We start from the raw sequence: 21953 nt of genomic DNA on the forward strand, positions 1-21953 counted from the left end.
AGGACAACATGAATTTACCTTTTTCCAAAGTGCGTCTGGTCGGTGATCAGGTATGGCTCTCGGGTGTGATTGGATTTGAAGAAGATGGCACGCTGGCGGCAGAAGTCAGCCGTCAGACCGAACGCGTGATGCAGACCATTCAAGCCACGCTGGCAGAACAGGGTTGCACCCTGGCAGATATCTTCTCCTGTACCGTGTATCTCACCGACGCCGATTTGTTCGCCCCGTTTAATCAGGCGTATGCCAAATGGTTCAGGGATCCTTTGCCGGTGAGAACCACAGTGCTGGCGGGCCTGGTGTTGCAGGAGGCGTTGCTGGAGATCACCGTGGTCGCGCAAAAAACCACTGCGGAGTAAAGCGATGGCGCATGATGTGTTAGTGCTGGGAGCCGGGATGGTTGGGGTGAGCTGCGCCCTGCATCTGCAGCAGCGTGGTTATGATGTCGCGCTGCTGGACCGGCGCGACCCTGGCGAAGAAACCTCGTATGGCAATGCGGGTATTATCCAGCGCGAGGCGGTCAATCCTTACGCCTTTCCGCGTGAACTCAGTACGCTGCTGAGCGTGGCGGGTAACCGTCGGCTGGATGTGCGTTATCACCCGCGCGCGCTACCTTCCCTTGCCTCGCCGCTGCTGCGCTACTACGCCAATTCGGCACCGCAGGCTTATGCCCCGATTGCAGCGGCCTATGCTTCGTTGATCGCCCTGTCGATTGATACCCATGAGGCGCTGCTGGATGCGGCGAATGCCCGCCATTTACTCGGTGAACGTGGCTGGTTGATGCTGTTTCGCAGGGATAAACAACGTGATGCAGCCTTTGCCGATGCCGACAAACTGCTGGCGATGGGGGTGAATCATCGCAAGCTGGACGCGGCCCAGTTACAGGCTACTGAACCGGCGTTACGCACGCAGCTGAGCGGCGCGGTTTACTGGAGTGACCCACTGACGGTGCGTGATCCCGGCGAGCTGGTAAAAGCCTATGCGGCGTTGTTGCTGACTCGCGGAGCCGCCTGGTATCAGGGCAACGCCCAGACGCTGCGCCCGACGGCGGACGGCGGCTGGCAGGTGCAAACCCGGAACGACGAATGGGTGCAGGCACGTCAGGTGGTGGTGGCGCTCGGTCCCTGGAGTTCGCAGCTGACCGGTGATTTTGGCTATCGTCCGCCGTTGTTTGTGAAACGTGGCTACCATCAGCATTTCCAGCCGGTGCCAGGCGCTACGCCGCGTCACTGGATGCTGGATGAAGAACGGGGCTACCTGATTGCTCCGATGGCGCGCGGGTTACGCATCACCACCGGGGCGGAACTGGCCGATATTGATGCACCTGCCACTCCTGTTCAACTTAAGGCGGTGGAACAGGTCGCGCGCCAGCTGGTGCCGCTGGGCGCAGCCGTAGAAGCCGAGCCCTGGAAAGGTGCCCGTCCCTGTATGCCGGATATGAAGCCGGTGATCGGGGCGGTCCCCGGTCAGCCGGGCATGTGGTGCGCGTTTGGTCATGGTCATCAGGGATTTACCCTCGGCCCGGCCACCGGAATGTTGCTGGCCGAAATGATGCACGGCGAGCGCAGCAGCATTGCGATGGAGGCGTTTAGCCCGTCACGACGTTTTTAACGTTACGGTTTGCACATCACTTTCAACAACTCACGCAAAATATTCCTCACCCCGGCGACTGCCGGGTCCCTGAGACTGTCGGCTCGCCAGGCCAGTTCTACCGAATATTCTGGTAATTCAATCGGGCAACGCAACAGGTGTAAATCGAACATCTCCGCCATCGCGTGGGCGGCATGGCTGGGCAGCGTCACAATTGACCGTGAACCTTTAATCAGCCAGGGTACGGCCGAGAAGTGCGTTGCGGCAGCTTCAACCGTGCGTTTCAGCCCCAGTTCAGCCAGCGCTTCATCGACAATCCCCACCATGCCCCCTGATGAAATCAGAATATGTTGCAGCGTGTTGTAGTCATCGATAGTCAGTTCCGGCGTGGTCGGCACAAAATCCACTACGCAGGCGTAGTCATTCACCCCCACTAACTCTTTGCTCAGCGCCGCTGAGTGGCCGCTCCCCGAGGTGACCGCCAAATCGACCATGCGGTTCATCAGCATTCCGGCGGCAATCCGACTGTGAATTTGCCGGAATATCAGCCGCAGTCCTGGATATTCCTGCGCCACGCGATTAATCAGTTTGCGCGCCAGCGCGATTTCATAATCATCAGACCAGCCCAGCACCACGCTGCGGCCATCGAACGCGGCCTGATCCAGCTGCGCCAGTGAAAGACTCTGGCGACAGCGATCCAGCGCTTCACTGACAATCGGTTTTAACTCCTCGGCGCGACGACTCGGACGCAGACCGCGGCCGGTACGCTCAAAAAGCGGGTCGCCATAGATTTTTCTCAAGCGGCCCAGCGCAGCACTCGCTGCTGATTGGGTTATCCCTAACCGCAAAGCTGCCCTGCTGGCACTGCCTTCTTCATACAGGGCTTCAAACACTTTGAAGAGATTGAGATCGAGCGATTCGATATTCATTTCATTTATATCTGATATACAGGAACGAGGATTGATTCATATTACTATACTAAGGTATACCTGCAATTCACATTTTCCGTAACAGGTAATCAACCATGTCATTCTCAACTGTGGCGGTGCTGCAAATGGGCTCCGCCCCTGCAGGCAAAGCACAAACCTTAGAAAAGATTCTGTCTTATGAAGAGCAGATCATGGCCAGCGGCGCCCGTCTGGTGGTGATGCCTGAAGCCCTGCTCGGCGGCTATCCCAAAGGTGAAACCTTCGGTACTCAGCTGGGTTATCGTCTGCCAGAAGGACGGGAAACCTGGGCAGAATACTATGCCAACGCCATTGATGTGCCAGGCAAAGAAACCGAGGCGCTGGCGGAACTGGCACGCAGAACCCAGGCGGCGTTAGTGATTGGTGTGATTGAACGCGAAGGCAGTACCTTATATTGCAGCGCGTTATTTTTCGAACCCGAAACCGGACTGGCGGCGAAACATCGCAAACTGATGCCAACCGGCACCGAACGTTTGATCTGGGGTCAGGGCGACGGTTCCACCCTGCCGGTGCTGGACACAAAAGCCGGGCGCATCGGTGCCGCGATTTGCTGGGAAAATCATATGCCGCTGCTGCGTACCGCCATGTACGCCAAAGGCGTACAAATCTGGTGCGCGCCAACGGTGGATGAGCGCGATGTGTGGCAGGCCTCAATGCGACATATCGCCCATGAAGGACGCTGTTTTGTTCTGAGCGCCTGCCAGATTCAGCCGTCACCGGCAGAACTCGGCATTGAAATTCCCGGCTGGGACAGTCAGCGTCCGTTGATTCAGGGTGGCAGCGTCATTATCGGTCCATTGGGTGATGTGCTGGCAGGCCCGTTACGCGGCAGCGAAGGGTTGCTGTGTGCACAGATTGATACCGATGAACTGATTCGCGCCCGCTATGACTTTGATGTGGTTGGACATTATGCCCGCCCGGATGTTTTCTCTTTATCTGTTGACCAAAAACCAAAAAAAACCGTGACTTTCCAGTAAGATAACGGCCAACACCAGGGCCATGGTAACGGTGCGAAAAATCGCACCGTTACAACACCGGCAATCCCCCATTTTCCGCCATAAACCGTTTCACGGCGGCGCGCACGGCGGCACGTAACGGCATCGCCCGGCTAACCTGGTACTCATAAAGCAGCTGCAAAAACGTCGTGACCATGATTTCTGGCCTGCGGTAGCGCAGTTCACCCTTTAGCATCGCGCCATTGACGACCCACATCACCTGTTCTTCCACTTCTGGCGGGCAACGCGATGCCAGTGCCAGTCTCAGCCCTAATCGATTCAATCTTTTACCTAACGGCAAGCTGGCGTAGCGCAAAGGAAGCGCCATGTTTCCGGCCAGTAATAAATCTGCCTCGTTGCGGCATATGCCATTTTCACCACTGATGATCGTTCTGTGCATCCCCCGTCCCCCCAGAAACCTGCCGCAATATCTGCTTGACAGAAACAGCATAAAACAAGATAACTATACCGTACAGTTTAATTATAGCGTTTTTATACACATTTTTACTTTTTAAGAGGATCGGACAGTGGGGAAATCATTGAAGGGAATTTGTGCGGGATTGACGGGACTGGTCCTGATGGCGGGCGTGACCGGATGCTCCAGTACCGCGCCGGTAAAATACACCGGGCTGGAGTCATCTTCCCGGCTGAGCGCCAACGCCGGGGATGACAGCGACAGAATCCCCTTTCGCTACAGCGCGCCAGTGGACTGGAAGAAATATGGCAAGGTCATCATTGAACCGGTCAGCATTTATCAGGGCAGTGACGGCCAGTTTAACGATATGGATCAAGCCGATCGCCGCCATCTCGCCGATTATATGCAACAGAAGTTTGGTCAGGAGTTAACCACGCGCTTTCAGAGCGCCACGTCCCCTTCCCCAAATACGCTGCGTCTTAAACTGACGCTGACCGGTGCCGATACCACTACGCAGTTTGCCGGGACCGTCACTAAATTCGACCTTGCCGGAGGGCCGTATAACATCGTCCAGTCAATTCGCGGCGGGCGCGGTATGCTCAGCGGCTACGTGAACTATGCGGTTGAAATTCATGATGCCGAAACCGGTGAACTGCTGCTGGCCTACGTCGCGGAACAATATCCTAACGCGATGAATATCGGCGCGACCTTCGGCTCACTCAGCGCAGCAGAAACCGGCATTGATAAGGGCGCGGAGGAACTGCTCCGAAAATTACAGTAACCTCCTGACGTAGCGGCGCGATTTAGCGCGCGGGTTTTTCTGCAAACAACGCGATAAATCGCGCCGCTACGAGTCCGTACAGCAAACAAGATCTACGTACGGCGGCAGGCTCCGGCCAGAAACAGGTTCACTGCCGCTGCCACCATCTCGGTGACGCGGCTTTCAGAAAAAGTACCCATCTCTTTTTTCAGCAGCAATTCATCCACTTCGGCTTTCAGCAACGCGGAAAACTGGCGCGCGCGCAGCATCGGGCAATTTTCCGCCAGATCGCCCTGCTCCATATGGCTTTTCATCAGGCTGGAGAGCATTTCCATACTTTCCCGCACGCCGGATTCATAAAACAACGCGCCGATATCCGAATGACCGGCTTCACCGACCACCACGCGATAAAGTTGCAGTGCCTGGCTGTCGCTCATCAGCACACTCAGCATACCTTTACCAAAACGGTGGAGTTTGTTTTCCAAGCTGAGTGCGCTGCCATCGTCGTTGAGAATATCCCCGGCGGCTTCGGTCAGATAATGGGTGCTGTAAGTTCTGACTACCGCCTCAAACAGGGCTTCTTTGGAAGGAAAATAGTTGTATAACGTGGCCTTAGAACCGCCGGCACGGCGGGCAACTTCATTCATTGAGGCCCGCTCGTAGCCGTGTTCCTGAAACACGGCTGAGGCGGCGGTCATAATGGCCTGTCTTTTTTCATCGGTAAGTGTGCGCATAACATCCTCTTTGCGGCTGAACGGGCAGCATAACAAAACCGCCCGGTTCATTAAACCGCAAGGTTATGCCTTGTTGCTGGCAATGCGCCGGTTTACCTCGTGGCGCAGCCGCAGCAATTTCTCCGCATCAGCAGGCCAGACCTTAAAGGTGATACGCATTCCCATCATCTCATCCACTAAAGTTTCTACCGCTGCACGCCCCTGCAACCTTTCCAGTAATTGTAACGCCCGCAGATCCTGTAACGCTTCCAGCAGCACCTTCAGACGAATCGAGGGTAAAGGCGTGAAGTTTTTACCAGGATAGACCAGGAAAGGATCGCCTGCCGGAAACGCCTGCAAGCCATCGGTGACCGCGAAGGGATCAATCGCTTCGCGTGACAGCTCGCTGTTATAGAAGTTAAAGCCCCAATGTAAAAAACCTTCAATGCGATACAACCACAGCTGCACCCCAAGGATACGGTTGCGCACCGACGGCTGCGCCATAAAACGGTTGGCAACGTCCAGATACTGGGCGCAGCAATAGTAGGTCCACTGGCCGGGCACCTGATTCTCCAGAAAAGGCTCCAGATGATCAGAGGCGGTCACGGGTTTCTCCACCAGGCCGAGTCGATAGAAATCGTAATCGGACAAGGCATCCAGCGTGCGATAGCCGGAGATTAACGGGCGCAGCAGGTCGCTGGCTTTACGATAGTTTTCCAGATGCTGATCGGTCGGCTCATCGGAAATATGGAACCACACCCGATCCTGCAATCCCTGCTGAGTAAACCAGGCGGTCAGCTGCGGCAGGAAAGCAGTGAGAAAGTGACGCCACTGTTCGCCAAACGCATCGGTATGCCAACCAAAACGCGCTTCCTGGCTCCCGTCCGGCAATTGCACGGCCACATGCGGCGCATGAGCGGCTCCCCATTGGGTGAAAAAGTGGGCGATCTCAAAGTCACGTATCCCCTCTTCCCGGCATAAAGACACCCAGCGCGCCAGGCGTTCAAAACCAAAGCGGTAACCCCCTTGCCCATCATCCACCACATCAATCAGCTGCACCTCAGTGCGCACCGTACCCGGTGCGGTATCGAGCGGCGGCGTAAACAGCGGGGTCAACATCATATTGACGCCATGCGCCACAGCGCTTTGTACAAAGTTTCGCACTGCCTGCCAGTACTCCTCACTGAATACCGGCAGCTGATAGTAATTCGCCAGGCAATCGGTATGAATCCATTCGGTATGGTAAAGCTGCTGCTCTGGCAGCGCATCAGGTAACACCGTCAGCGTCAGTGCGCTTTCGCTTACCAGGCTGCTGTCCTCTTTATCCTGCAAGCGCAGGGTAATATTGTGCTGTCCCGGCGGCAAACCGGTGGCCGGAGGTGTCAGGCAGAGCCACAGCGCCCCCTGATAGTTGCAGGTAATTTGCAGCGCAGGCGTGGTCAGCGGCATCAGCAGGTCCGGAAACAGGCCCGGTTCGGTGGTCAGATAATGTTCATCCACGGTGTTGTAACAAGGCAGATGGCCCGGTACTGAGGTGACCTGATACAGCTGCAACCATGGTAGCAACTCACTCTCCACTGACCAGGACAAAGTGCGGCGGGTTTTACGTTCCTGCGAGGGCAGAAAATATTGCGCCTGAAAAGAAAATGTTTCATTGGAAAGAATGCTGGCTGTCGTCAGTTGCTTTACATCGGTAATTGTTTTTTGGTGGAACATTTTTTCCAGCGACGAAGTCAGCCGCAGATGTAACGTCATGGTTCATCCCTTATAGCGTCAGAAGTTGGGCAATTTAATAGCACGCATACTGAAAAGAAAAAATAGAAAAAAAAGGTAATAAGAAAATAAGATGACGCAGCTCGCAAATCATAATATTTTCCTGCAAACACTGAAAGCCGGGCAGAAATAATGTCAGGACTTAAGTTTTAATTAGCGTTATTAATGTCATATGAACTCTGCCAATCCGTGCAGAAAAAAGCCTTGCTAATTAGATCATTACCGCCTGCCCATCCTTTCGTTTCACTGCTTGTGTTACGAAATGATGCGTAAAATCCTGTCGAAAACCTTTCGATTTCGAAAGATCGAAAGAAAAATCGCCACTCACACTTACACTTTTTCGTTGTTGACAGCCAGATTACGGATGGTTTACAAAATCATTCACCAACACCGGGTCTTTCCAGCGAAATACTTTTTATTGATGAGGGTTGTGTCATGCTGTCTGCAAAAAACAATAAGTCTCATATCAGGCCAGTAATTTCCGGAATCACATTAGCTGTCGCACTTTTAATTCCTGCACTCAGCCAGGCAGCCGATAAAATAACGTTGCGTTACGCTATTTGGGATCGAAATCAACTTCCTGCTGAGGAAAAAATTGCTCAGTCATTCGAAAAGGCTAACCCGGATATCAATATTGATATAGAAGTGGTACCGGCTTCACAGTATTTCGTCAAACTGGATTCCGCCGTCGCCGGTGGTGTGGCACCGGATATCTTTTGGGTGAATATGCCCTACTTTATCCAGTATGCGCAGAACCATGTGCTGGCCCCGCTGAATGGCTACCTGAACGATAAATCGGTCGATCTGAACAACATCGTCGCCAGTTCAGTGAAAGCCTACCAGTTTGATGGCAACCAGCTGGCTATCCCGCGTGATGTGGATGCGATTGCCGTCTGGTACAACAAAAAACTGTTTGATCAGGCCGGTGTCAGCTATCCGAAAAAAGGCTGGACCTGGGATGACCTGAAAACCACCGCCACCGCGCTGAAAACGAAACTGAAAGGCGACGCCTTCCCGCTGTATATGGATCTCAGCAATGACGGCCAGGAAAGCTACCTGAACCTGCTGTATCAGAAAGGTGTGCATATCGTACCAACCAACGGCCAGCCGACCGATATCGCCAGCGATAACGCGATCTGGGTGTATCAGCAATTGCAGCAAATGATGAAAGATGGCCTGCTGCCGACCGCCAATCAGATGAGTGAACTGAAAACCGACTCGGTGTTTACCTCGAATCGTGCTGCGATGGTGTACGCCGGTTCCTGGCAGGCGGCCCCCTTCGCCAGCAACCCACAAATTAACGATCATATTGGCGTGATTGAAATGCCGCGCATCGATAAAGAAGCCGGTGTGGCACACAGTCTGGGCTTTGCCTTGTACGCCAACGGTAAACATAAAGATGCTGCCTGGCGTTATGTCTCCTTTATGGCGCAGAAATCATCGCAGGAGGAGTTGGCAGCCGCGGTCATTCCGGCCAACAAACAGGCGATGCCAGCCTGGGCTGCCAATGTGAAGCAGGTTGACGTCACCGCCTATCTGACTGCACTGGATCACGCCACCGCTTACCCCACCGCCGGGACCAATACACCGAAGTGGCAAAATATGTGGATCAGCAGCCTGAAGAAAATCTTTATGGGCGCAGATGCCAAAGAAGAAATGGATAAGTCGGTGAAGAAAATCAGCCGTGTGATGGAAAAATAATTTTGTAGCAGCGCGATTTATCGCGCTGCTATCCGTTCCCGCACGATAAATTGCGCCACTTCGGAGCCGATAAAGATGGAAAATATCTCCCCTGCTACCGTTATCCCTCGCGTGAAAACGGTAAAAAATGTCAGTAGTCTGGAACGAGCCGAGCGTTTCTGGGGCTGGATAATGATCGCTCCGCTGGTTATCGGCTTACTGGTATTTTATTTCATTCCTTTTCTCCAGACATTTTTTTATAGCTTTACCGATCTCAATCAGTTTATGAACTGGACCGAGGTCAGTCTGGATAATTATCGTGACCTGTTCACGGATGATGATTTTTATACCGCTACGCTCAATACCCTGTTCTATGTGGTGGTGTGCGTGCCGGTCAGCCTTGCCCTTTCGCTGCTGCTGGCAATCGGTCTGAACCAGCCGATTCGCGGTAAGACGCTGTTCCGCACCCTGCTTTTTCTCCCTGCCATCACCATGCCCGCAGCGGTGGCGATGGTGTGGCAATGGCTGTTTAACGGTGATTTTGGTCTGGTTAACCATATGCTGGGATTTATTGGTATTTCGCAGGTTGACTGGCTCTCCGATCCCAAAGTGGTGCACCTCAGCGTTTCCATCATTATCATCTGGTCATCGCTGGCGTTAAAAATCATTATCCTGCTGGCCGGATTACAAAATATTCCCCGTCAGGTGTATGAAGCCGCCGATATTGATGGCATTGGCACCCTGCGCCGCTTCTTCTTTATTACATTACCGCTGATGTTGCCGACATTATTTTTCGTGTCGATCATGAGTTTCATTGAAGTGATACAAATCTTCGACGTTATCTTTTTAATGTTCGACCGTTCGATGATTGAAAGTGATGCCATGACGGTGACGTTCCTGTTCTATAAATACGCCTTTTATTTACAGGAAAAAGGTTATGCCTCTGCCATCGCTGTGATGCTGTTTTTCGTGACCCTGGTGATCAGCCTGGTGCAGATGTTTATTGGTAAAAAAATCAAGGTTACCTGAGGAAATCCGCCATGAGCACATTACCCCAATCAGAAGAACTGGCGTGGTTTCGTCGTCAGCATCAGGAAAAAATCCGCCGTCTGACGGTGTACGCGTTGATGACGCTGGCAAGCCTAATCTCGCTGGTGCCGTTTATCTGGATGTTGCTGACCTCACTGAAAACCCAGCCGGAAAGCATCCAGATTCCGCTGGCGATTCTGCCTCAGCATCCTTCGTTACAGGCTTATCACCGTATTTTGACTGAGATCCCCTTCACCACCTTTTATATCAACTCGTTTCTTTACACCTTTTTCACCGTCACGCTGCAAATGTTGATTGCGGCAATGGCCGCCTATGGCTTCTCGCGCCTGACATTTCGTGGTCGCGACACAGTGTTTATGTTGTGCGTCTCGATTCTGATGGTGCCCGCCCAGGCCTTCCTGATTCCGCAGTTTCTTATCGTGCAGAAACTCGGCCTGGTAAACACCCTGAGTGGTCTGATCCTGCCCGGCATCTTCAGTATTTACGCCACCTTTCTGTTGAGACAGTTCTTCCTTGGCGTACCGCGCGAGCTGGAAGAAGCCGCATTGCTTGATGGCTACAACCATTTCGCGATTTTCTGGCGCATTCTGCTGCCGCTGATTCGTCCGGGATTGATTGCCTGCATCATTATTAATGGCCTGTGGGCCTGGAATAACCTGATGTGGCCATTAATCGTTAATACCAGCGTCGATAAGTTAACCCTGCCGGTGGGACTGGCGTCACTCGCCAGCCGGGCAGGCGTGCCCTATCCAATGCTAATGGCTGGCGCGCTGATGGCAGTGCTGCCGATGCTGATTTTATTCATCTTTTTCCAGCGCTATTTCATCCAGGGAATCGCCAGCGCCGGAGTTAAAGGGTAATTGCCCCCCAACATGAGGAAGCAGCTATGTCTGGCATTCAACTACATGATGTGAAGAAAATTTATCCCAACGGCTTCCAGGCGCTGCACGGTATTGAGCTTTCGATTCAGGAAGGTGAATTTATGGTGTTTGTCGGGCCATCCGGCTGCGCAAAATCAACCTTGCTGCGCATGATTGCCGGGCTGGAAAGCATCAGTGCAGGTGAAATCGTGATTCAAAATCGGTGCGTCAATCAGGTACTACCCAAAGACCGGGAAGTGGCAATGGTGTTCCAGAACTACGCGTTGTATCCGCATATGACGGTATATAAAAACATGGCGTTTAGCCTGAGTGGCAAAATGCCCCGCGAGGAGATTGATCGCCGGGTGCGCGAAGCGGCAGAGAACCTGGAAATCAGCCATTTGCTGGAGCGAAAACCAGGTCAGCTTTCAGGTGGTCAGTGCCAGCGTGTGGCGCTGGGGCGTGCGATTGTGCGTCGTCCGCGCGTGTTTTTGTTTGATGAACCGCTATCCAATCTCGATGCGAAATTGCGTGTCTCGATGCGCCTGCAACTGATCAATCTGCATCAGCAACTCAAAGCGGAAGGCTTACCTTCAACCATGATTTATGTCACCCACGATCAGGTGGAAGCCATGACCATGGGCGATCGCATCTGCGTGCTGGATCGTGGCGTGATTCAACAGGTGGACAAGCCGGTGACCCTCTATCATCAGCCAGCAAACAAATTCGTGGCCGCGTTTATCGGCAGTCCGGCTATGAACCTGCATGATGTAACTATTACCACGAATAACGGCCAACCTGCCTTGTCATTTGACGATGCCGGCAAGCTGGTGCTGCCTGCCAGCGTGGCGGCGCGTCTGAACGGCTACAGTGAAGCGCAAATCTGCCTCGGTATCCGCCCGGAGCATGTGCTGATCACCACGGCGGATGCGCCGGGGGCGTTACCGGCGACGGTGCAGACGGTCGAACATATGGGCAATGAAGAGATCGTGCATTGCGATGTGGCAGGCCGCCATTTTGTGGCGCGCTTCCCTTCTTCCCCTGGCTGGGCGTCACAACCGGGCGAGCGCATCGGGCTGCAACTGGCGCTGGACCATGCTCATTTGTTTGATATCACCCATGGGCGTGTGCTGCGCCCGGCAGGCCTCTAATCCCAGGACAACCCTATGCGTTACGGATTTGATATCGGCGGAACCAAAATTGAAATTGCCGCCTATGACGACAGGATGCAGCAGCTGTTTCGCCAGCGGGTGGCAACCCCCGGGGAAGATTACACCGCCTTTCTCAACTGCCTGGTGGAACTCACCCTGGAGGCCGATCAGCAGTTTGGTGGCAAAGGAAAAGTAGGCATCGGCCTGCCCGGTATCACCGATCCGCGCACGCAGCAGCAGTTATCGGCCAATGTCCCCTGCCTTACCGGTCGTAACCTGAAGCGGGATATCGAAACCCTGCTCAACCGGCCGGTGGCGATAGGCAATGATTGCCACTGCTTTGCGCTATCCGAAGCACACTCGCCGCAAACGCTGGATTATTCGGTGGTGTTTGGCGTGATCATCGGCACCGGCGCAGGGGGTGGTCTGGTGGTGAATAAACAACTGTTCAGCGGAAAGCATGGCATGGCGGGCGAATGGGGCCATTTACCGGTGCCTGCACGCCTGATTCAGCGCTATCAGCTGCCCTCATTTGCCTGTAACTGTGGTCTGAAAGATTGCTACGAACGTTATGTTTCCGGACGCGGTCTGCTGGCGCTAAGCCAGCATTTTGGTCATCCGGCCCGCGATCTGCCTGCGTTGATGGTCAGTTTCCGGCAACAGGACCCGCTGGCCCAGCAGCTGTTCAGCATGTTTATCGCGATCCTCGCCAGTGCGCTGGCAGGGTTGCAGATGATGTTGGACATTGACGCCTTTGTACTGGGTGGCGGTTTGTCCAACATTCCTGAAATCTATCCGCGCCTGCCGGATGCCATGCGTGAAGGGTTATTTGCCGTCAGCCCACCGGCGGTGATTCTGCCACCGGTGTTTGGTGACAGCAGCGGCGTGCGTGGTGCTGCGCTACTCAACTCTGTTCAGGAGGAGTCTTTATGATCAATACCGAGCAACGCCGTGAATCGATTATTGAGCAGCTAAGGCGCGAGGGCGTGGTGCGGGTGGAAGATCTCAGCGCCCTGTACAACGTCAGCTCGGTCACTATCCGCAATGACCTGCGCTGGCTGGAAAAAAGCGGCTGCGCGATTCGTGGCTATGGCGGTGCGCAACTTAATCGTCAGTTTGTCTTTGATCGACCGCTGGAAGACAAAGGCAAAATCAATCGCGACGTGAAATTCGCCATCGCCAAAGCGGCTGCCGCACTGATCAATGACGGGGAAGCGGTGATTATCGATTCCGGTTCCACGACCAGCCTGATGACCCGGCATCTGGACAAACAGAAGGATTTGGTGGTGATGACTAACGCCATCAACATCGCTTATGAACTGGCGAGCCGTGAAAACATTCATTTAATGGTGCTGGGTGGCAACGTACGCAGCGCTTCCTGGTCAATCGACGGCCCAACGGCGGAGCAGCATATCCGTCAGTACCGTTTCGACAAACTGTTTCTCGGTGTCGATGGTTTTGACCTGACCTCCGGCATTACCACACCCCAGCTGGGAGAGGCGCAGATTAACCGCGCCATGTGTGATGTCTCACGCGAGATCATTGCCGTGGCCGACTCCAGCAAATTTGGTCGCACCAGTTTCTGTTTGATCCGCGAGGTGGAGCGTATCCACCGGCTGGTCACCGACAGTGCCATATCCGAGCAGTACGTGCGCGCCCTGGAAAAAATGGGCGTCGAAATCATCATCGCCGATCGCTAATACCGCGGGAGAATAGCTTCATGAAAGTAGGCATTATTGGATTAGGGTTCCGTCTCGGTTATCTCGGGCATGTGTTCAGTAGCCTGTTGCCAGACTTCACCATCGTGGGTTACGTCGATCCGGCCCCGGCCGGGCTGGCGACCCTGCAACAGCATGGCATCACAGCCGGTGATGTCTATGACACGCCCGAGGCGCTGCTGGCGGCGCATCAGCTCGATCTGTTAATGATTGGCTCTCCCAATCACCTGCACCTGGAGCATATCCGCGTCGGGCTGGAAGCGGGCGTGAAAGTGTTTTGCGAAAAGCCGGTGGTGGCAAGCCTTGAACAAAGTTACCAGCTGGCGGAATTGCTGGCGCAGTATGGTCAGGAACAGTTGCTGATTGGCCTGGTTCTGCGCTATGCGCCGATGTACCGCGATGTGTTGCAGGCACGGCAGTCCGGCTCACTGGGTCATATCGTCTCGGTAGAAGCCTCGGAACATATCTACCCGTACCACGGGGCCTTTTTTATGCGCGACTGGCGGCGCTACTCACGCTATTCCGGCAGCTTTATGCTGGAAAAATGCTGCCATGACCTCGATCTCTACAACAGCCTGATTGGTTCCCGACCGATGCGCGTTGCCAGCTTTGGCGGACGGCGTAATTTTGTGCCGGAAAATGATCCGCGCCAACACGGGGTGGATGATATGACGCTGTTTCACCAGAAACCGTCTGGCTGGCTGGGAGACGACAAAGTGTTCGACAGTGATGGCGACATCGTTGACCACCAGGTGGCCATTGTCGAATACGCCAACGGCGTAGCGATGAATTTCCATACCAACATCAACGCACCGGACCAGTTCCGCCGTTTCTGCATCATGGGGTCGCGCGGCCAGGCGGAAGGCGATTTTATTCGTGGTTTCCTGTGGGTACATGATGTGATGAGCGGCAGCAAAACCGTGGATAAGCAGTACGCCACCCGTACCGCGCTGTCGCAGCATTACGGTGCCGATGAACAAATGGCGCGTGAGGTGATCGACCACGTGCTGCACGGCGGTCCGCTGCCGGTTTCGCCGCAGGATGCGATTGAAGCCGGGATTCTGGCGCTGGCGATGGATGAAGCCCGTGAGCAGCGTAAGCTGGTGGATTTAGCGCCGGTATGGGAGAAACTTGACCGGCTGCTCACTCCGGCGCAAACCGCCTGAATTTTGATGCGGGCGTATCAGCGCCCGCGATGCTTACTGGCTGACCAGCACCACTTCAATCCCCGCCCGACGCAGCCCTTCGAGGCTGTTCTGCGGAATGCTGTCATCGGTGATGATCATATGGATACGCTGGGTATCGATGATTTTGTGCAGGCTGGAACGGTTAAATTTGCTGGAGTCGGTGACCACGATGATGCGTTCTGCCACCTCGCACATACGGCGATTCAGGCGCGCTTCATCCTCGTTATGGGTGCTGATGCCGCGATCCAGATCGATAGCATCAACGCCGAGAAACAGCAGGTCAAAATGGTAGTTCTGCAACGAATGGTCGGCCTGGTCACCATAAAATGACAGCGACTGGCGACGCAAATGGCCGCCGGTCATCAGCACTTCCACCCCTTCCGCTTCCACCAGGGCGTTGGCAACGTTCATCCCGTTGGTCATGGCGATGACGTTCTGATGCTGGCGCATATGGCGGGCAATCTCAAAGGTGGTGGTGCCGGAATCAAGGATCACCCGATGGCCCGGTTTAATCAGCTCGGCAGCAACGCTGGCGATGCTGCGTTTCGCCGAAATATTCAGCGAACTTTTGTCTTTCACCGAAGGCTCCGCCGTTCCCTGGCCGTTATCACAGATCAGCGCTCCGCCGTATACGCGTACCGCAATACACTGCTTTTCCAGGAACGCCAGATCGTTACGAATGGTCACCGTGGAAACCCCGTAAAGCGCAGCGAGATCATTCACCTGCACGCTACCTTGCTGGCGTAATTTTTGAATAATCTGCTCACGCCGCTCGCTGGTCGCCGCCACGCTTTTTTCCATCGGATTATCAGAATGCTGCATAAGGTTAGCCTGCCATTCATTGCTTTCGTTTTATTTCGATTGGGCTATTAACACCTTTCTTTCGGCCAAATGCAACCTTTGCTATCAGATACGCATAGGCAAAATGCTTTTCATACTTACGTTATCTTTTCCTTGCCTTTCATTTTGCGCATCTGGTAGCTTTCATTATGTTTTCATCCATCGCCACCCGGCAAAAAAGAAAGATTGTGAAAGATTGATGGGTGGTATCTTATCCTGTGGAGCCGAAAGTGAAACTACTGACTGAAATTATCACCCGTCATCAGCAAGGAGAGCAAAATGGACTCTTTTCCGTTTGCTCTGCGCACCCGTTAGTGCTGGAGGCCGCTTTGTGCTTTGCCCGCGATCGCCAGCAGCCGCTGCTGGTCGAAGCCACTTCCAACCAGGTGGATCAGACCGGGGGTTATACCGGCATGACGCCAGCAGACTTTCGTGATTTTCTCTGGCAGCTGGCGGATACCTGCCAGTTTCCGCGTGAACAGCTGATTCTCGGCGGCGACCATCTCGGCCCTAATCGCTGGCAAAAGGAAGCTGCCGAGGTGGCGATGCAACATGCCGAGGTGTTGATTGCCCATTATGTGCAGGCGGGCTTTAAGAAAATTCATCTCGATTGCAGCATGTCCTGCGCCGATGATCCGGTGCCGCTGACCGATGCGATTGTGGCGCAACGCGCCGCGCGACTGGCGGCGATTGCCGAGGAAACCTGCCAGCAGCATTTCGGCTGCCGTGACCTGGTGTATGTCATCGGCACGGAAGTCCCGGTACCCGGTGGCGCTCACGAAACGCTGACCGAGCTGGCCGTCACCACGCCGGAAGCGGCGCAGGCCACGCTGCTGGCGCACCATCATGCCTTTGAACAACAGGGGCTGTCTGAGCTATGGCCACGCATTATCGGCCTGGTGGTGCAGCCTGGCGTAGAGTTTGACCATACGCATATCATTGATTATCAGCCACAAAAAGCGCAGCAACTGCGCCAGTGGGCGGAAGCCGCCGGACGACCGCTGTTCGAAGCCCACTCCACCGACTATCAAACGCCAGAGTCCCTGCGCCAGCTGGTTATCGACCATTTCGCCATTTTGAAAGTTGGCCCGGCGTTAACGTTCGCCCTGCGCGAAGCGCTGTTTTCCCTCGCCAGCATCGAAGAGGAACTGCTCAGTGCCAAAGCCTGTTCCCACCTGCGCACCGTGCTGGAGGATGTGATGCTCGACAAACCCGGCTACTGGCAAAGTCATTATCACGGCGATAGCTTCACTCGCCGCCTGGCGCGCGGCTTTAGCTATTCGGACCGGGTGCGCTACTACTGGCCGGATGCGCAGATTGCCGATGCGTTTAATGTGCTGATCCGCAATCTGGCGGATACCCCACTCCCGCTGCCGCTCATCAGCCAGTATCTGCCGCTGCAATACAGCAAAGTGCGTCAGGGTCAGTTGCCTGCCACTCCCCATGCATTGTTAATCGATCATATTCAGGATGTGCTGCAACAGTATCACCGTGCCTGCCAGCCTGCTTAAGGGAACCAGAGAAATGGAACAGATTATTCGGGCACGTCGGCTGTTGTGCGAGGAAGGCTGGCGTGATGAGCAGCAGCTGCACCTGGTGGATGGCAGCATCACCGCCATCCAGCCCATCGCCCCCGGCGAGATGCGACGGGATGTGGATCTGCTGTGTCCGGCCTATATCGATACCCATGTGCATGGTGGTGCGGGCGTGGATGTGATGGATGACGATCCCTCGGCGCTGCTGACACTGGCACAACACAAGGCACGCGAAGGGGTCGGTGCCTGGCTGGCAACCACCGTCACCGCCCCGCTGCCAGAAATCATCGAGGCGTTAAAGCGCATCGCTGCTTATCGCCATCATCCGTCCGGTGCTCAGCTGCTGGGTAGCTACCTTGAAGGGCCGTGGTTTACCGCCGAAAATCGCGGTGCACACCTGCCCGAATGGTTCCGCGAGCTGGATATCAGCGAAATCGATCAACTGATCGAGGTGGCGCAAGGCACGCTGCGTATGGTAGCGCTGGCCCCGGAAAAACCTGCGGCGCTGGCGGCAATTCGTCATCTGAAAGCACGCGGTATTCGGGTGATGCTGGGGCACAGCGCCGCCAGTTATGACCAGACGCTGGCAGCACTGGATGCCGGGGCCGATGGGCTGGTGCACTGCTTCAATGGCATGCGCGGTTTGCATCATCGCGAACCGGGTATGACGGGCGCTGGATTAAGCGACACGCGCGCCTGGCTGGAACTGATCGCCGATGGTCATCATGTCCATCCGGCGGTCCTGCGTCTCACCTGCCAATGCGCGCAGCAACGCATCATTCTGATTACTGACGCCATGCGAGCCGCCGGGATGCCCGATGGGTTGTACTCGATTTGTGGTCACGATGTGGAGATGCGGGCGGGTGTGGTGCGCACAGCGCAAGGGGGTCTGGCTGGCAGCACGCTGGCGCTGGATGCCGCGGTACGCAATATGGTCGCCCACGGCGGCGTCAGCAGCCAACAGGCGATTGAGATGGCCAGCCTGCATCCGGCGCGCCTGCTGGGCATAGCACATCAGCTGGGCATCCTCGCGCCGGGGAAACAGGCCAATCTGCTGGCGCTGAATGACCAGCTGTATCCCCAGCAGCTGTGGGTTAAGGGTGTGGCGGTATGGTAAGCGTGCGCAATAAATGGCGCTGCTACCACCTGTAGGGTCGGCATTTATGCCGACCGAGCCAATTACCGCACATTTTATTTGATCAATAACATTGATAGTTAAATTTGAACTGAAGCGCTTCAGCTTTTACCATAGAATAAAACTTCGACAGACAAACTGATTGAAGCCTATGACCATGCATAACGTATTAACCCTGACCGTTGCCGCTATTTGCTCGCTGTTACTTACCAATGGTATCGCGGCATTTCGTACTATCCTGAACGCCACTGACGACGAGCAACGCGAAAAAGTCAAAGTAGGTCAGTTAGATATGACCATGCGTCGTTATATGACGGGCGAAGGTGTCGGCTATATTTTAACGTCTGCCGTAAGTATCATCGGCTGGTTAATGTTTATTTCTGGTTAATGCGGTAAATATTATTACCGCTTTGTTTTTTTTCCGTTAAATACCTCCCTTCGTTATCTTTCAGCATTGACCTGCCTTTCTCCTGAATAAAATCCAACACATCTGCACAAATTTGTTGCGACGCGATTTATCGCGTAACGGCGCTCACCTTTCCTTTTCTTTCCTTCTCACATTGAAGTTTCATTTCCTTTCTTGTAGATTACCTTATCCGTTTAAATAACCAAACGACAGCAAAAAGAAAGGTAGTGAAACTATCGGACTGGCTTTCAGTAACAGCTTAATCTTAAGGATATTGTTATGAATGAAACCCTTGCGGCCAACATGTCAGGAACCCAAACCTGGACCGAGGAAGAGATTCGGCAACAACCGGCAAGCTGGATGAGCGCTCTGCAACATCTTGACGCGCAGCGTGGCGAACTGGATGACTGGCTGGCTACCTTCTACGCCCAGCCCAATGGCCGGATTATCCTCACGGGTGCCGGATCCTCAGCCTTTATCGGCGATATCATCGCCCCTTATCTGGCGCGTCAGCTCAGGGCTAATGTGGTCGCTATCCCCACCACCGATTTAGTCACCAATCCGATGGACTACTTTCCGGACGATCAGCCCCTGCTGCTGGTGTCGTTTGCCCGCTCCGGTAACAGCCCGGAAAGCGTAGCGGCGGTGCAACTTGCCAATCAGTTTGTACCCGACTGCCGCCATCTGATCATTACCTGCAACGCCACCGGTGATTTGTATCGTTTTGCCAGTGAGCATGACAACGCCAGAGCGCGTCTGATGCCAGCGGAAACCCATGATCGGGGTTTTGCCATGACCAGCAGCATTAGCACTATGATGCTCAGCTGCCTGGCCATTTTTGCACCGCAGCAGTTCAATACTCCGCGCTTCAGCCATGTTACCGAGTGCTGCGAAAAGATCATTCAAAACCACGGCGATTTCAGCCAGTCAGCCTTTGGCGATCTCGACTGGCAACGGGTGGTGTATCTCGGCAGTGGCAGCCTGCAAGGCGCAGCACGCGAATCAGCGCTGAAGGTGCTGGAACTCACCGCCGGACAACTGGCGGCCTTCTACGAATCGCCGGTTGGCTTCCGTCATGGCCCTAAATCGCTGGTTGATGATAAAACCCTGGTGGTGCTGTTCGTGTCCGGCCATCCCTATACCCGTCAGTACGACCTTGACCTGCTGACCGAGCTGCATCGTGAAAAGATCGCGCTGCGCGTGGTCGCCATCACCAGCCAGCCTGCTGCCGAGGTTGCAGCAGGTCCGCATCTCTATTTACCCACTACCCAGACGCTGAACGATATTGAGCTGGCCTTCTGCTTCCTGATCTATGCCCAGATCTTTGCGCTGACGGCGTCGCTGAAGTCCGGTATTACTCCGGATACCCCTTCCGCCAGCGGCACGGTGAATCGCGTGGTTCAGGGCGTGGTGATCCATCCATGGCAGCAGCAGAAGGAAGCACACTGATGGGCATAATCTCGACCAAATATCTGTTGCAGGATGCGCAGGCGCGCGGCTATGCCGTGCCCGCGTTTAATATCCATAACGCCGAAACCATTCAGGCGATCCTTGATGTCTGCAAGGAAATGCAATCGCCGGTGATTCTGGCGGGCACGCCGGGCACCTTTAAACACATTGCGTTTAAAGAGATCTTTGCACTGTGCGAAGCTTACTCAGCCAGTTACGGCCTGCCACTGGCGCTGCACCTCGACCATCATGAAACCCTTGAAGATATCGGTAATAAAGTCGCTGCCGGGGTGCGCAGTGCGATGATCGACGGCAGCCATTTCCCCTTTGCCGACAACGTGCGGCTGACGCGTGAAGTGGTGAACTTCTGTCATCGCCACGATTGCAGCGTCGAAGCGGAACTGGGACGCCTTGGTGGCGTAGAAGATGATATGGCGGTCAGTGACGAAAGCGCGTTTCTCACCGACCCCGATGAAGCACGGCAGTTCGTCGAACAAACCGGGGTAGACAGCCTGGCGGTGGCGATTGGCACCGCGCATGGTCTTTATACCCAAACGCCGAAAATTGACTTTGACCGGCTGGCAAAAATTCAGCAACGCATCGACATCCCGCTGGTGTTACATGGTGCCAGCGATGTGCCGGATGACTACGTCCGCCGCGCCATCGGGCTGGGCGTGTGCAAAGTCAATGTCGCCACTGAACTGAAAATCGCTTTTGCCGGTGCGGTAAAGCACTGGTTTGGCGAGAATCCACAGGGTAACGATCCTCGTTACTATCTGCGGGTGGGAATGGATGCGATGAAAGCGGTAGTGCGCGATAAGATTCTGGTGTGTGGATCGGCGGATCGGCTGAAATAGTACCTGATTAGGCACGGCTGAGTCTGCTGATACTCAGTCGTGCTAATAGTCTGACGAAACGCAATTTTAGGTCTCAGCTATGCAGTATCGGATCGGTTCTGTAAGAATGCAGTTTGAGTTCATGACCATCCAGCGGGAATAGTTTTATATTTACCTCACCGGTATTACGTGATTCATATGTACCACCAGGCAGCTTTTTCCACAGTGGCATTTGGTTTCCTCCTAACACCATAACGCCTCCAGGGGCCTCAGCCACGTAAAAGCCAACATGCCCGAGCCCGGGTTTCGTCTTATGCTGGAAAACCACGATATCTCCACACTTAGGGGTGCTGGTCGATTCTCCCCATTCGCGGTAGGAACTTGATGCTGCACTTTTCGTACTTTTACCCGGAGCCACCTTTTCAATGCAGGTACAAGCAAAAGCAGCACACCATGCCGTTTGATCCCCCACAGGCTTGTGAAGCGTTGTGGCATTGAAAAACTGTACAATTACCGGGTTAGCACGTATTGGCCACTCCTCAGCATAAGAACTGGCTTCCGCACCAAACTGTTGATTGAATTCACCGCTGCGTAATTGCCAATAATACATTGCCACTTCGAAGGGCGTGGTCCGATTACGACAGTTATCCATAATAAGTTTACTTTTTCTGATCTCTTCCTCATAAGCTTGAGCAACCCCCTGTAAGGTTGGTAAAGAGTCAAGAATTTCCTCCAGTGAGGGCACGGGAACATCGGGAGGAAATACCACGGGGGTATCTATACCTGTTCCTGCAGGAACAGCAATGGCCTTTTTGCCAACGCCACCCAATATAACCGTACCTGCCAGAGCCAATTTCAGTAGTTCTCTACGTTCCATAATGCCTCCGATGTGAAT

The 21953-nt window shown here is 54.4% G+C and carries 22 protein-coding genes; 16 read left to right on the top strand and 6 right to left on the bottom strand.

The genetic code is table 11. From position 1 onward, the window contains the following. Positions 1-8: 8 nt before the first annotated feature. Both RCF31_RS03360 and RCF31_RS03365 read left to right on the top strand, forming a co-directional pair. Entirely contained in the window at positions 9-356 is a 348-nt protein-coding gene (locus tag RCF31_RS03360) for a RidA family protein (RefSeq protein WP_416412492.1), read from the top strand. Between the two features lie 4 nt (positions 357-360). Beyond that, positions 361-1608 carry an NAD(P)/FAD-dependent oxidoreductase gene (locus tag RCF31_RS03365; protein WP_416412493.1) on the top strand — a complete coding sequence of 416 codons (1248 nt, stop codon included), beginning with the start codon at positions 361-363 and terminating at the stop codon, positions 1606-1608. A gap of 2 nt (positions 1609-1610) precedes the next feature. Here RCF31_RS03365 and RCF31_RS03370 read toward each other — a convergent pair whose 3' ends face one another. Next, complete coding sequence (locus RCF31_RS03370) at positions 1611-2516, bottom strand: LysR family transcriptional regulator (RefSeq protein WP_416412494.1); 906 nt, start codon at positions 2514-2516, stop codon at positions 1611-1613. Between the two features lie 95 nt (positions 2517-2611). Between RCF31_RS03370 and RCF31_RS03375 the strand changes: the two genes are divergently transcribed. Next, positions 2612-3532, top strand: coding sequence for a carbon-nitrogen hydrolase family protein (locus RCF31_RS03375; protein WP_416412495.1), 921 nt, complete (start codon positions 2612-2614; stop codon positions 3530-3532). Between the two features lie 49 nt (positions 3533-3581). Here the strand turns inward: RCF31_RS03375 and RCF31_RS03380 are convergent, their stop codons facing one another. Further along, the gene (locus tag RCF31_RS03380) at positions 3582-3950 is read right to left on the bottom strand and encodes a hypothetical protein (protein ID WP_416412496.1); all 369 of its coding nucleotides are present in this window, start codon (positions 3948-3950) and stop codon (positions 3582-3584) included. A 178-nt stretch (positions 3951-4128) separates the two neighbouring features. Here RCF31_RS03380 and RCF31_RS03385 point away from each other — a divergent pair, with 178 nt between their 5' ends. Then, the gene (locus RCF31_RS03385) at positions 4129-4746 is read left to right on the top strand and encodes a DUF3313 domain-containing protein (protein ID WP_416413201.1); all 618 of its coding nucleotides are present in this window, start codon (positions 4129-4131) and stop codon (positions 4744-4746) included. Between the two features lie 92 nt (positions 4747-4838). Here RCF31_RS03385 and RCF31_RS03390 read toward each other — a convergent pair whose 3' ends face one another. Both RCF31_RS03390 and RCF31_RS03395 read right to left on the bottom strand, forming a co-directional pair. Beyond that, positions 4839-5459 (bottom strand): TetR/AcrR family transcriptional regulator, encoded by a 621-nt coding sequence (locus RCF31_RS03390; protein ID WP_416412497.1) that lies wholly within the window; start codon positions 5457-5459, stop codon positions 4839-4841. A gap of 63 nt (positions 5460-5522) precedes the next feature. After that, a complete protein-coding gene (locus tag RCF31_RS03395) occupies positions 5523-7193 on the bottom strand; it encodes a DUF4091 domain-containing protein (protein ID WP_416412498.1) in 1671 nt (556 codons plus the stop codon). A 453-nt stretch (positions 7194-7646) separates the two neighbouring features. Between RCF31_RS03395 and RCF31_RS03400 the strand changes: the two genes are divergently transcribed. From RCF31_RS03400 to RCF31_RS03430, 7 genes are all read left to right on the top strand, one after another. Beyond that, positions 7647-8912 carry an ABC transporter substrate-binding protein gene (locus RCF31_RS03400; protein ID WP_416412499.1) on the top strand — a complete coding sequence of 422 codons (1266 nt, stop codon included), beginning with the start codon at positions 7647-7649 and terminating at the stop codon, positions 8910-8912. 75 nt (positions 8913-8987) lie between these two features. Continuing rightward, complete coding sequence (locus RCF31_RS03405; RefSeq protein WP_299452972.1) at positions 8988-9920, top strand: carbohydrate ABC transporter permease; 933 nt, start codon at positions 8988-8990, stop codon at positions 9918-9920. Positions 9921-10018: 98 nt separating this feature from the next. Continuing rightward, positions 10019-10801 carry a carbohydrate ABC transporter permease gene (locus RCF31_RS03410; RefSeq protein WP_299453206.1) on the top strand — a complete coding sequence of 261 codons (783 nt, stop codon included), beginning with the start codon at positions 10019-10021 and terminating at the stop codon, positions 10799-10801. Positions 10802-10827: 26 nt separating this feature from the next. After that, positions 10828-11952, top strand: a complete 1125-nt coding sequence (locus tag RCF31_RS03415) for an ABC transporter ATP-binding protein (RefSeq protein WP_416412500.1) — start codon at positions 10828-10830, stop codon at positions 11950-11952. 15 nt (positions 11953-11967) lie between these two features. Then, a complete protein-coding gene (locus RCF31_RS03420; protein WP_299452968.1) occupies positions 11968-12885 on the top strand; it encodes an ROK family protein in 918 nt (305 codons plus the stop codon). Continuing rightward, a complete protein-coding gene (gene agaR / locus RCF31_RS03425; RefSeq protein ID WP_084874739.1) occupies positions 12882-13652 on the top strand; it encodes a transcriptional repressor AgaR in 771 nt (256 codons plus the stop codon). The genes RCF31_RS03420 and agaR overlap by 4 nt, the downstream gene beginning before the upstream one ends. A 20-nt stretch (positions 13653-13672) precedes the next feature. After that, positions 13673-14836, top strand: coding sequence for a Gfo/Idh/MocA family protein (locus tag RCF31_RS03430; protein ID WP_416412501.1), 1164 nt, complete (start codon positions 13673-13675; stop codon positions 14834-14836). A gap of 33 nt (positions 14837-14869) precedes the next feature. Here the strand turns inward: RCF31_RS03430 and RCF31_RS03435 are convergent, their stop codons facing one another. Continuing rightward, the gene (locus tag RCF31_RS03435) at positions 14870-15679 is read right to left on the bottom strand and encodes a DeoR family transcriptional regulator (protein ID WP_299452958.1); all 810 of its coding nucleotides are present in this window, start codon (positions 15677-15679) and stop codon (positions 14870-14872) included. A 248-nt stretch (positions 15680-15927) separates the two neighbouring features. Here RCF31_RS03435 and kbaZ point away from each other — a divergent pair, with 248 nt between their 5' ends. The 5 genes from kbaZ to kbaY all read left to right on the top strand — a co-directional run bounded on the left by kbaZ (position 15928) and on the right by kbaY (position 21079). After that, a complete protein-coding gene (gene kbaZ / locus RCF31_RS03440) occupies positions 15928-17208 on the top strand; it encodes a tagatose-bisphosphate aldolase subunit KbaZ (protein ID WP_416412502.1) in 1281 nt (426 codons plus the stop codon). A gap of 13 nt (positions 17209-17221) precedes the next feature. Continuing rightward, complete coding sequence (nagA, locus tag RCF31_RS03445; RefSeq protein WP_416412503.1) at positions 17222-18349, top strand: N-acetylglucosamine-6-phosphate deacetylase; 1128 nt, start codon at positions 17222-17224, stop codon at positions 18347-18349. 169 nt (positions 18350-18518) lie between these two features. Then, entirely contained in the window at positions 18519-18755 is a 237-nt protein-coding gene (locus RCF31_RS03450) for a hypothetical protein (protein WP_299452950.1), read from the top strand. A gap of 297 nt (positions 18756-19052) precedes the next feature. Beyond that, on the top strand, positions 19053-20222 hold the full coding sequence (locus RCF31_RS03455) for an SIS domain-containing protein (protein ID WP_416412504.1): 1170 nt from the start codon (positions 19053-19055) through the stop codon (positions 20220-20222). Continuing rightward, a complete protein-coding gene (gene kbaY / locus RCF31_RS03460) occupies positions 20222-21079 on the top strand; it encodes a tagatose-bisphosphate aldolase subunit KbaY (RefSeq protein WP_416412505.1) in 858 nt (285 codons plus the stop codon). The genes RCF31_RS03455 and kbaY overlap by 1 nt, the downstream gene beginning before the upstream one ends. Positions 21080-21152: 73 nt before the next feature. Here kbaY and RCF31_RS03465 read toward each other — a convergent pair whose 3' ends face one another. Continuing rightward, entirely contained in the window at positions 21153-21935 is a 783-nt protein-coding gene (locus tag RCF31_RS03465; protein ID WP_416412506.1) for a CHAP domain-containing protein, read from the bottom strand. Between the last annotated feature and the right edge of the window lie 18 nt (positions 21936-21953).

The organism is Pantoea sp. App145, from assembly GCF_047947045.1.
Taxonomy (GTDB): domain Bacteria; phylum Pseudomonadota; class Gammaproteobacteria; order Enterobacterales; family Enterobacteriaceae; genus Pantoea.

Bases quoted from the DNA above. Each gene is read 5' to 3' on its own strand.
- RCF31_RS03360 (WP_416412492.1), top strand. From the start codon at position 9: ATGAATTTACCTTTTTCCAAAGTGCGTCTGGTCGGTGATCAGGTATGG.
- RCF31_RS03365 (WP_416412493.1), top strand. From the start codon at position 361: ATGGCGCATGATGTGTTAGTGCTGGGAGCCGGGATGGTTGGGGTGAGC.
- RCF31_RS03370 (WP_416412494.1), bottom strand. From the start codon at position 2,516: ATGAATATCGAATCGCTCGATCTCAATCTCTTCAAAGTGTTTGAAGCC.
- RCF31_RS03375 (WP_416412495.1), top strand. From the start codon at position 2,612: ATGTCATTCTCAACTGTGGCGGTGCTGCAAATGGGCTCCGCCCCTGCA.
- RCF31_RS03380 (WP_416412496.1), bottom strand. From the start codon at position 3,950: ATGCACAGAACGATCATCAGTGGTGAAAATGGCATATGCCGCAACGAG.
- RCF31_RS03385 (WP_416413201.1), top strand. From the start codon at position 4,129: ATGGCGGGCGTGACCGGATGCTCCAGTACCGCGCCGGTAAAATACACC.
- RCF31_RS03390 (WP_416412497.1), bottom strand. From the start codon at position 5,459: ATGCGCACACTTACCGATGAAAAAAGACAGGCCATTATGACCGCCGCC.
- RCF31_RS03395 (WP_416412498.1), bottom strand. From the start codon at position 7,193: ATGACGTTACATCTGCGGCTGACTTCGTCGCTGGAAAAAATGTTCCAC.
- RCF31_RS03400 (WP_416412499.1), top strand. From the start codon at position 7,647: ATGCTGTCTGCAAAAAACAATAAGTCTCATATCAGGCCAGTAATTTCC.
- RCF31_RS03405 (WP_299452972.1), top strand. From the start codon at position 8,988: ATGGAAAATATCTCCCCTGCTACCGTTATCCCTCGCGTGAAAACGGTA.
- RCF31_RS03410 (WP_299453206.1), top strand. From the start codon at position 10,019: ATGACGCTGGCAAGCCTAATCTCGCTGGTGCCGTTTATCTGGATGTTG.
- RCF31_RS03415 (WP_416412500.1), top strand. From the start codon at position 10,828: ATGTCTGGCATTCAACTACATGATGTGAAGAAAATTTATCCCAACGGC.
- RCF31_RS03420 (WP_299452968.1), top strand. From the start codon at position 11,968: ATGCGTTACGGATTTGATATCGGCGGAACCAAAATTGAAATTGCCGCC.
- agaR (WP_084874739.1), top strand. From the start codon at position 12,882: ATGATCAATACCGAGCAACGCCGTGAATCGATTATTGAGCAGCTAAGG.
- RCF31_RS03430 (WP_416412501.1), top strand. From the start codon at position 13,673: ATGAAAGTAGGCATTATTGGATTAGGGTTCCGTCTCGGTTATCTCGGG.
- RCF31_RS03435 (WP_299452958.1), bottom strand. From the start codon at position 15,679: ATGCAGCATTCTGATAATCCGATGGAAAAAAGCGTGGCGGCGACCAGC.
- nagA (WP_416412503.1), top strand. From the start codon at position 17,222: ATGGAACAGATTATTCGGGCACGTCGGCTGTTGTGCGAGGAAGGCTGG.
- RCF31_RS03450 (WP_299452950.1), top strand. From the start codon at position 18,519: ATGACCATGCATAACGTATTAACCCTGACCGTTGCCGCTATTTGCTCG.
- RCF31_RS03455 (WP_416412504.1), top strand. From the start codon at position 19,053: ATGAATGAAACCCTTGCGGCCAACATGTCAGGAACCCAAACCTGGACC.
- kbaY (WP_416412505.1), top strand. From the start codon at position 20,222: ATGGGCATAATCTCGACCAAATATCTGTTGCAGGATGCGCAGGCGCGC.
- RCF31_RS03465 (WP_416412506.1), bottom strand. From the start codon at position 21,935: ATGGAACGTAGAGAACTACTGAAATTGGCTCTGGCAGGTACGGTTATA.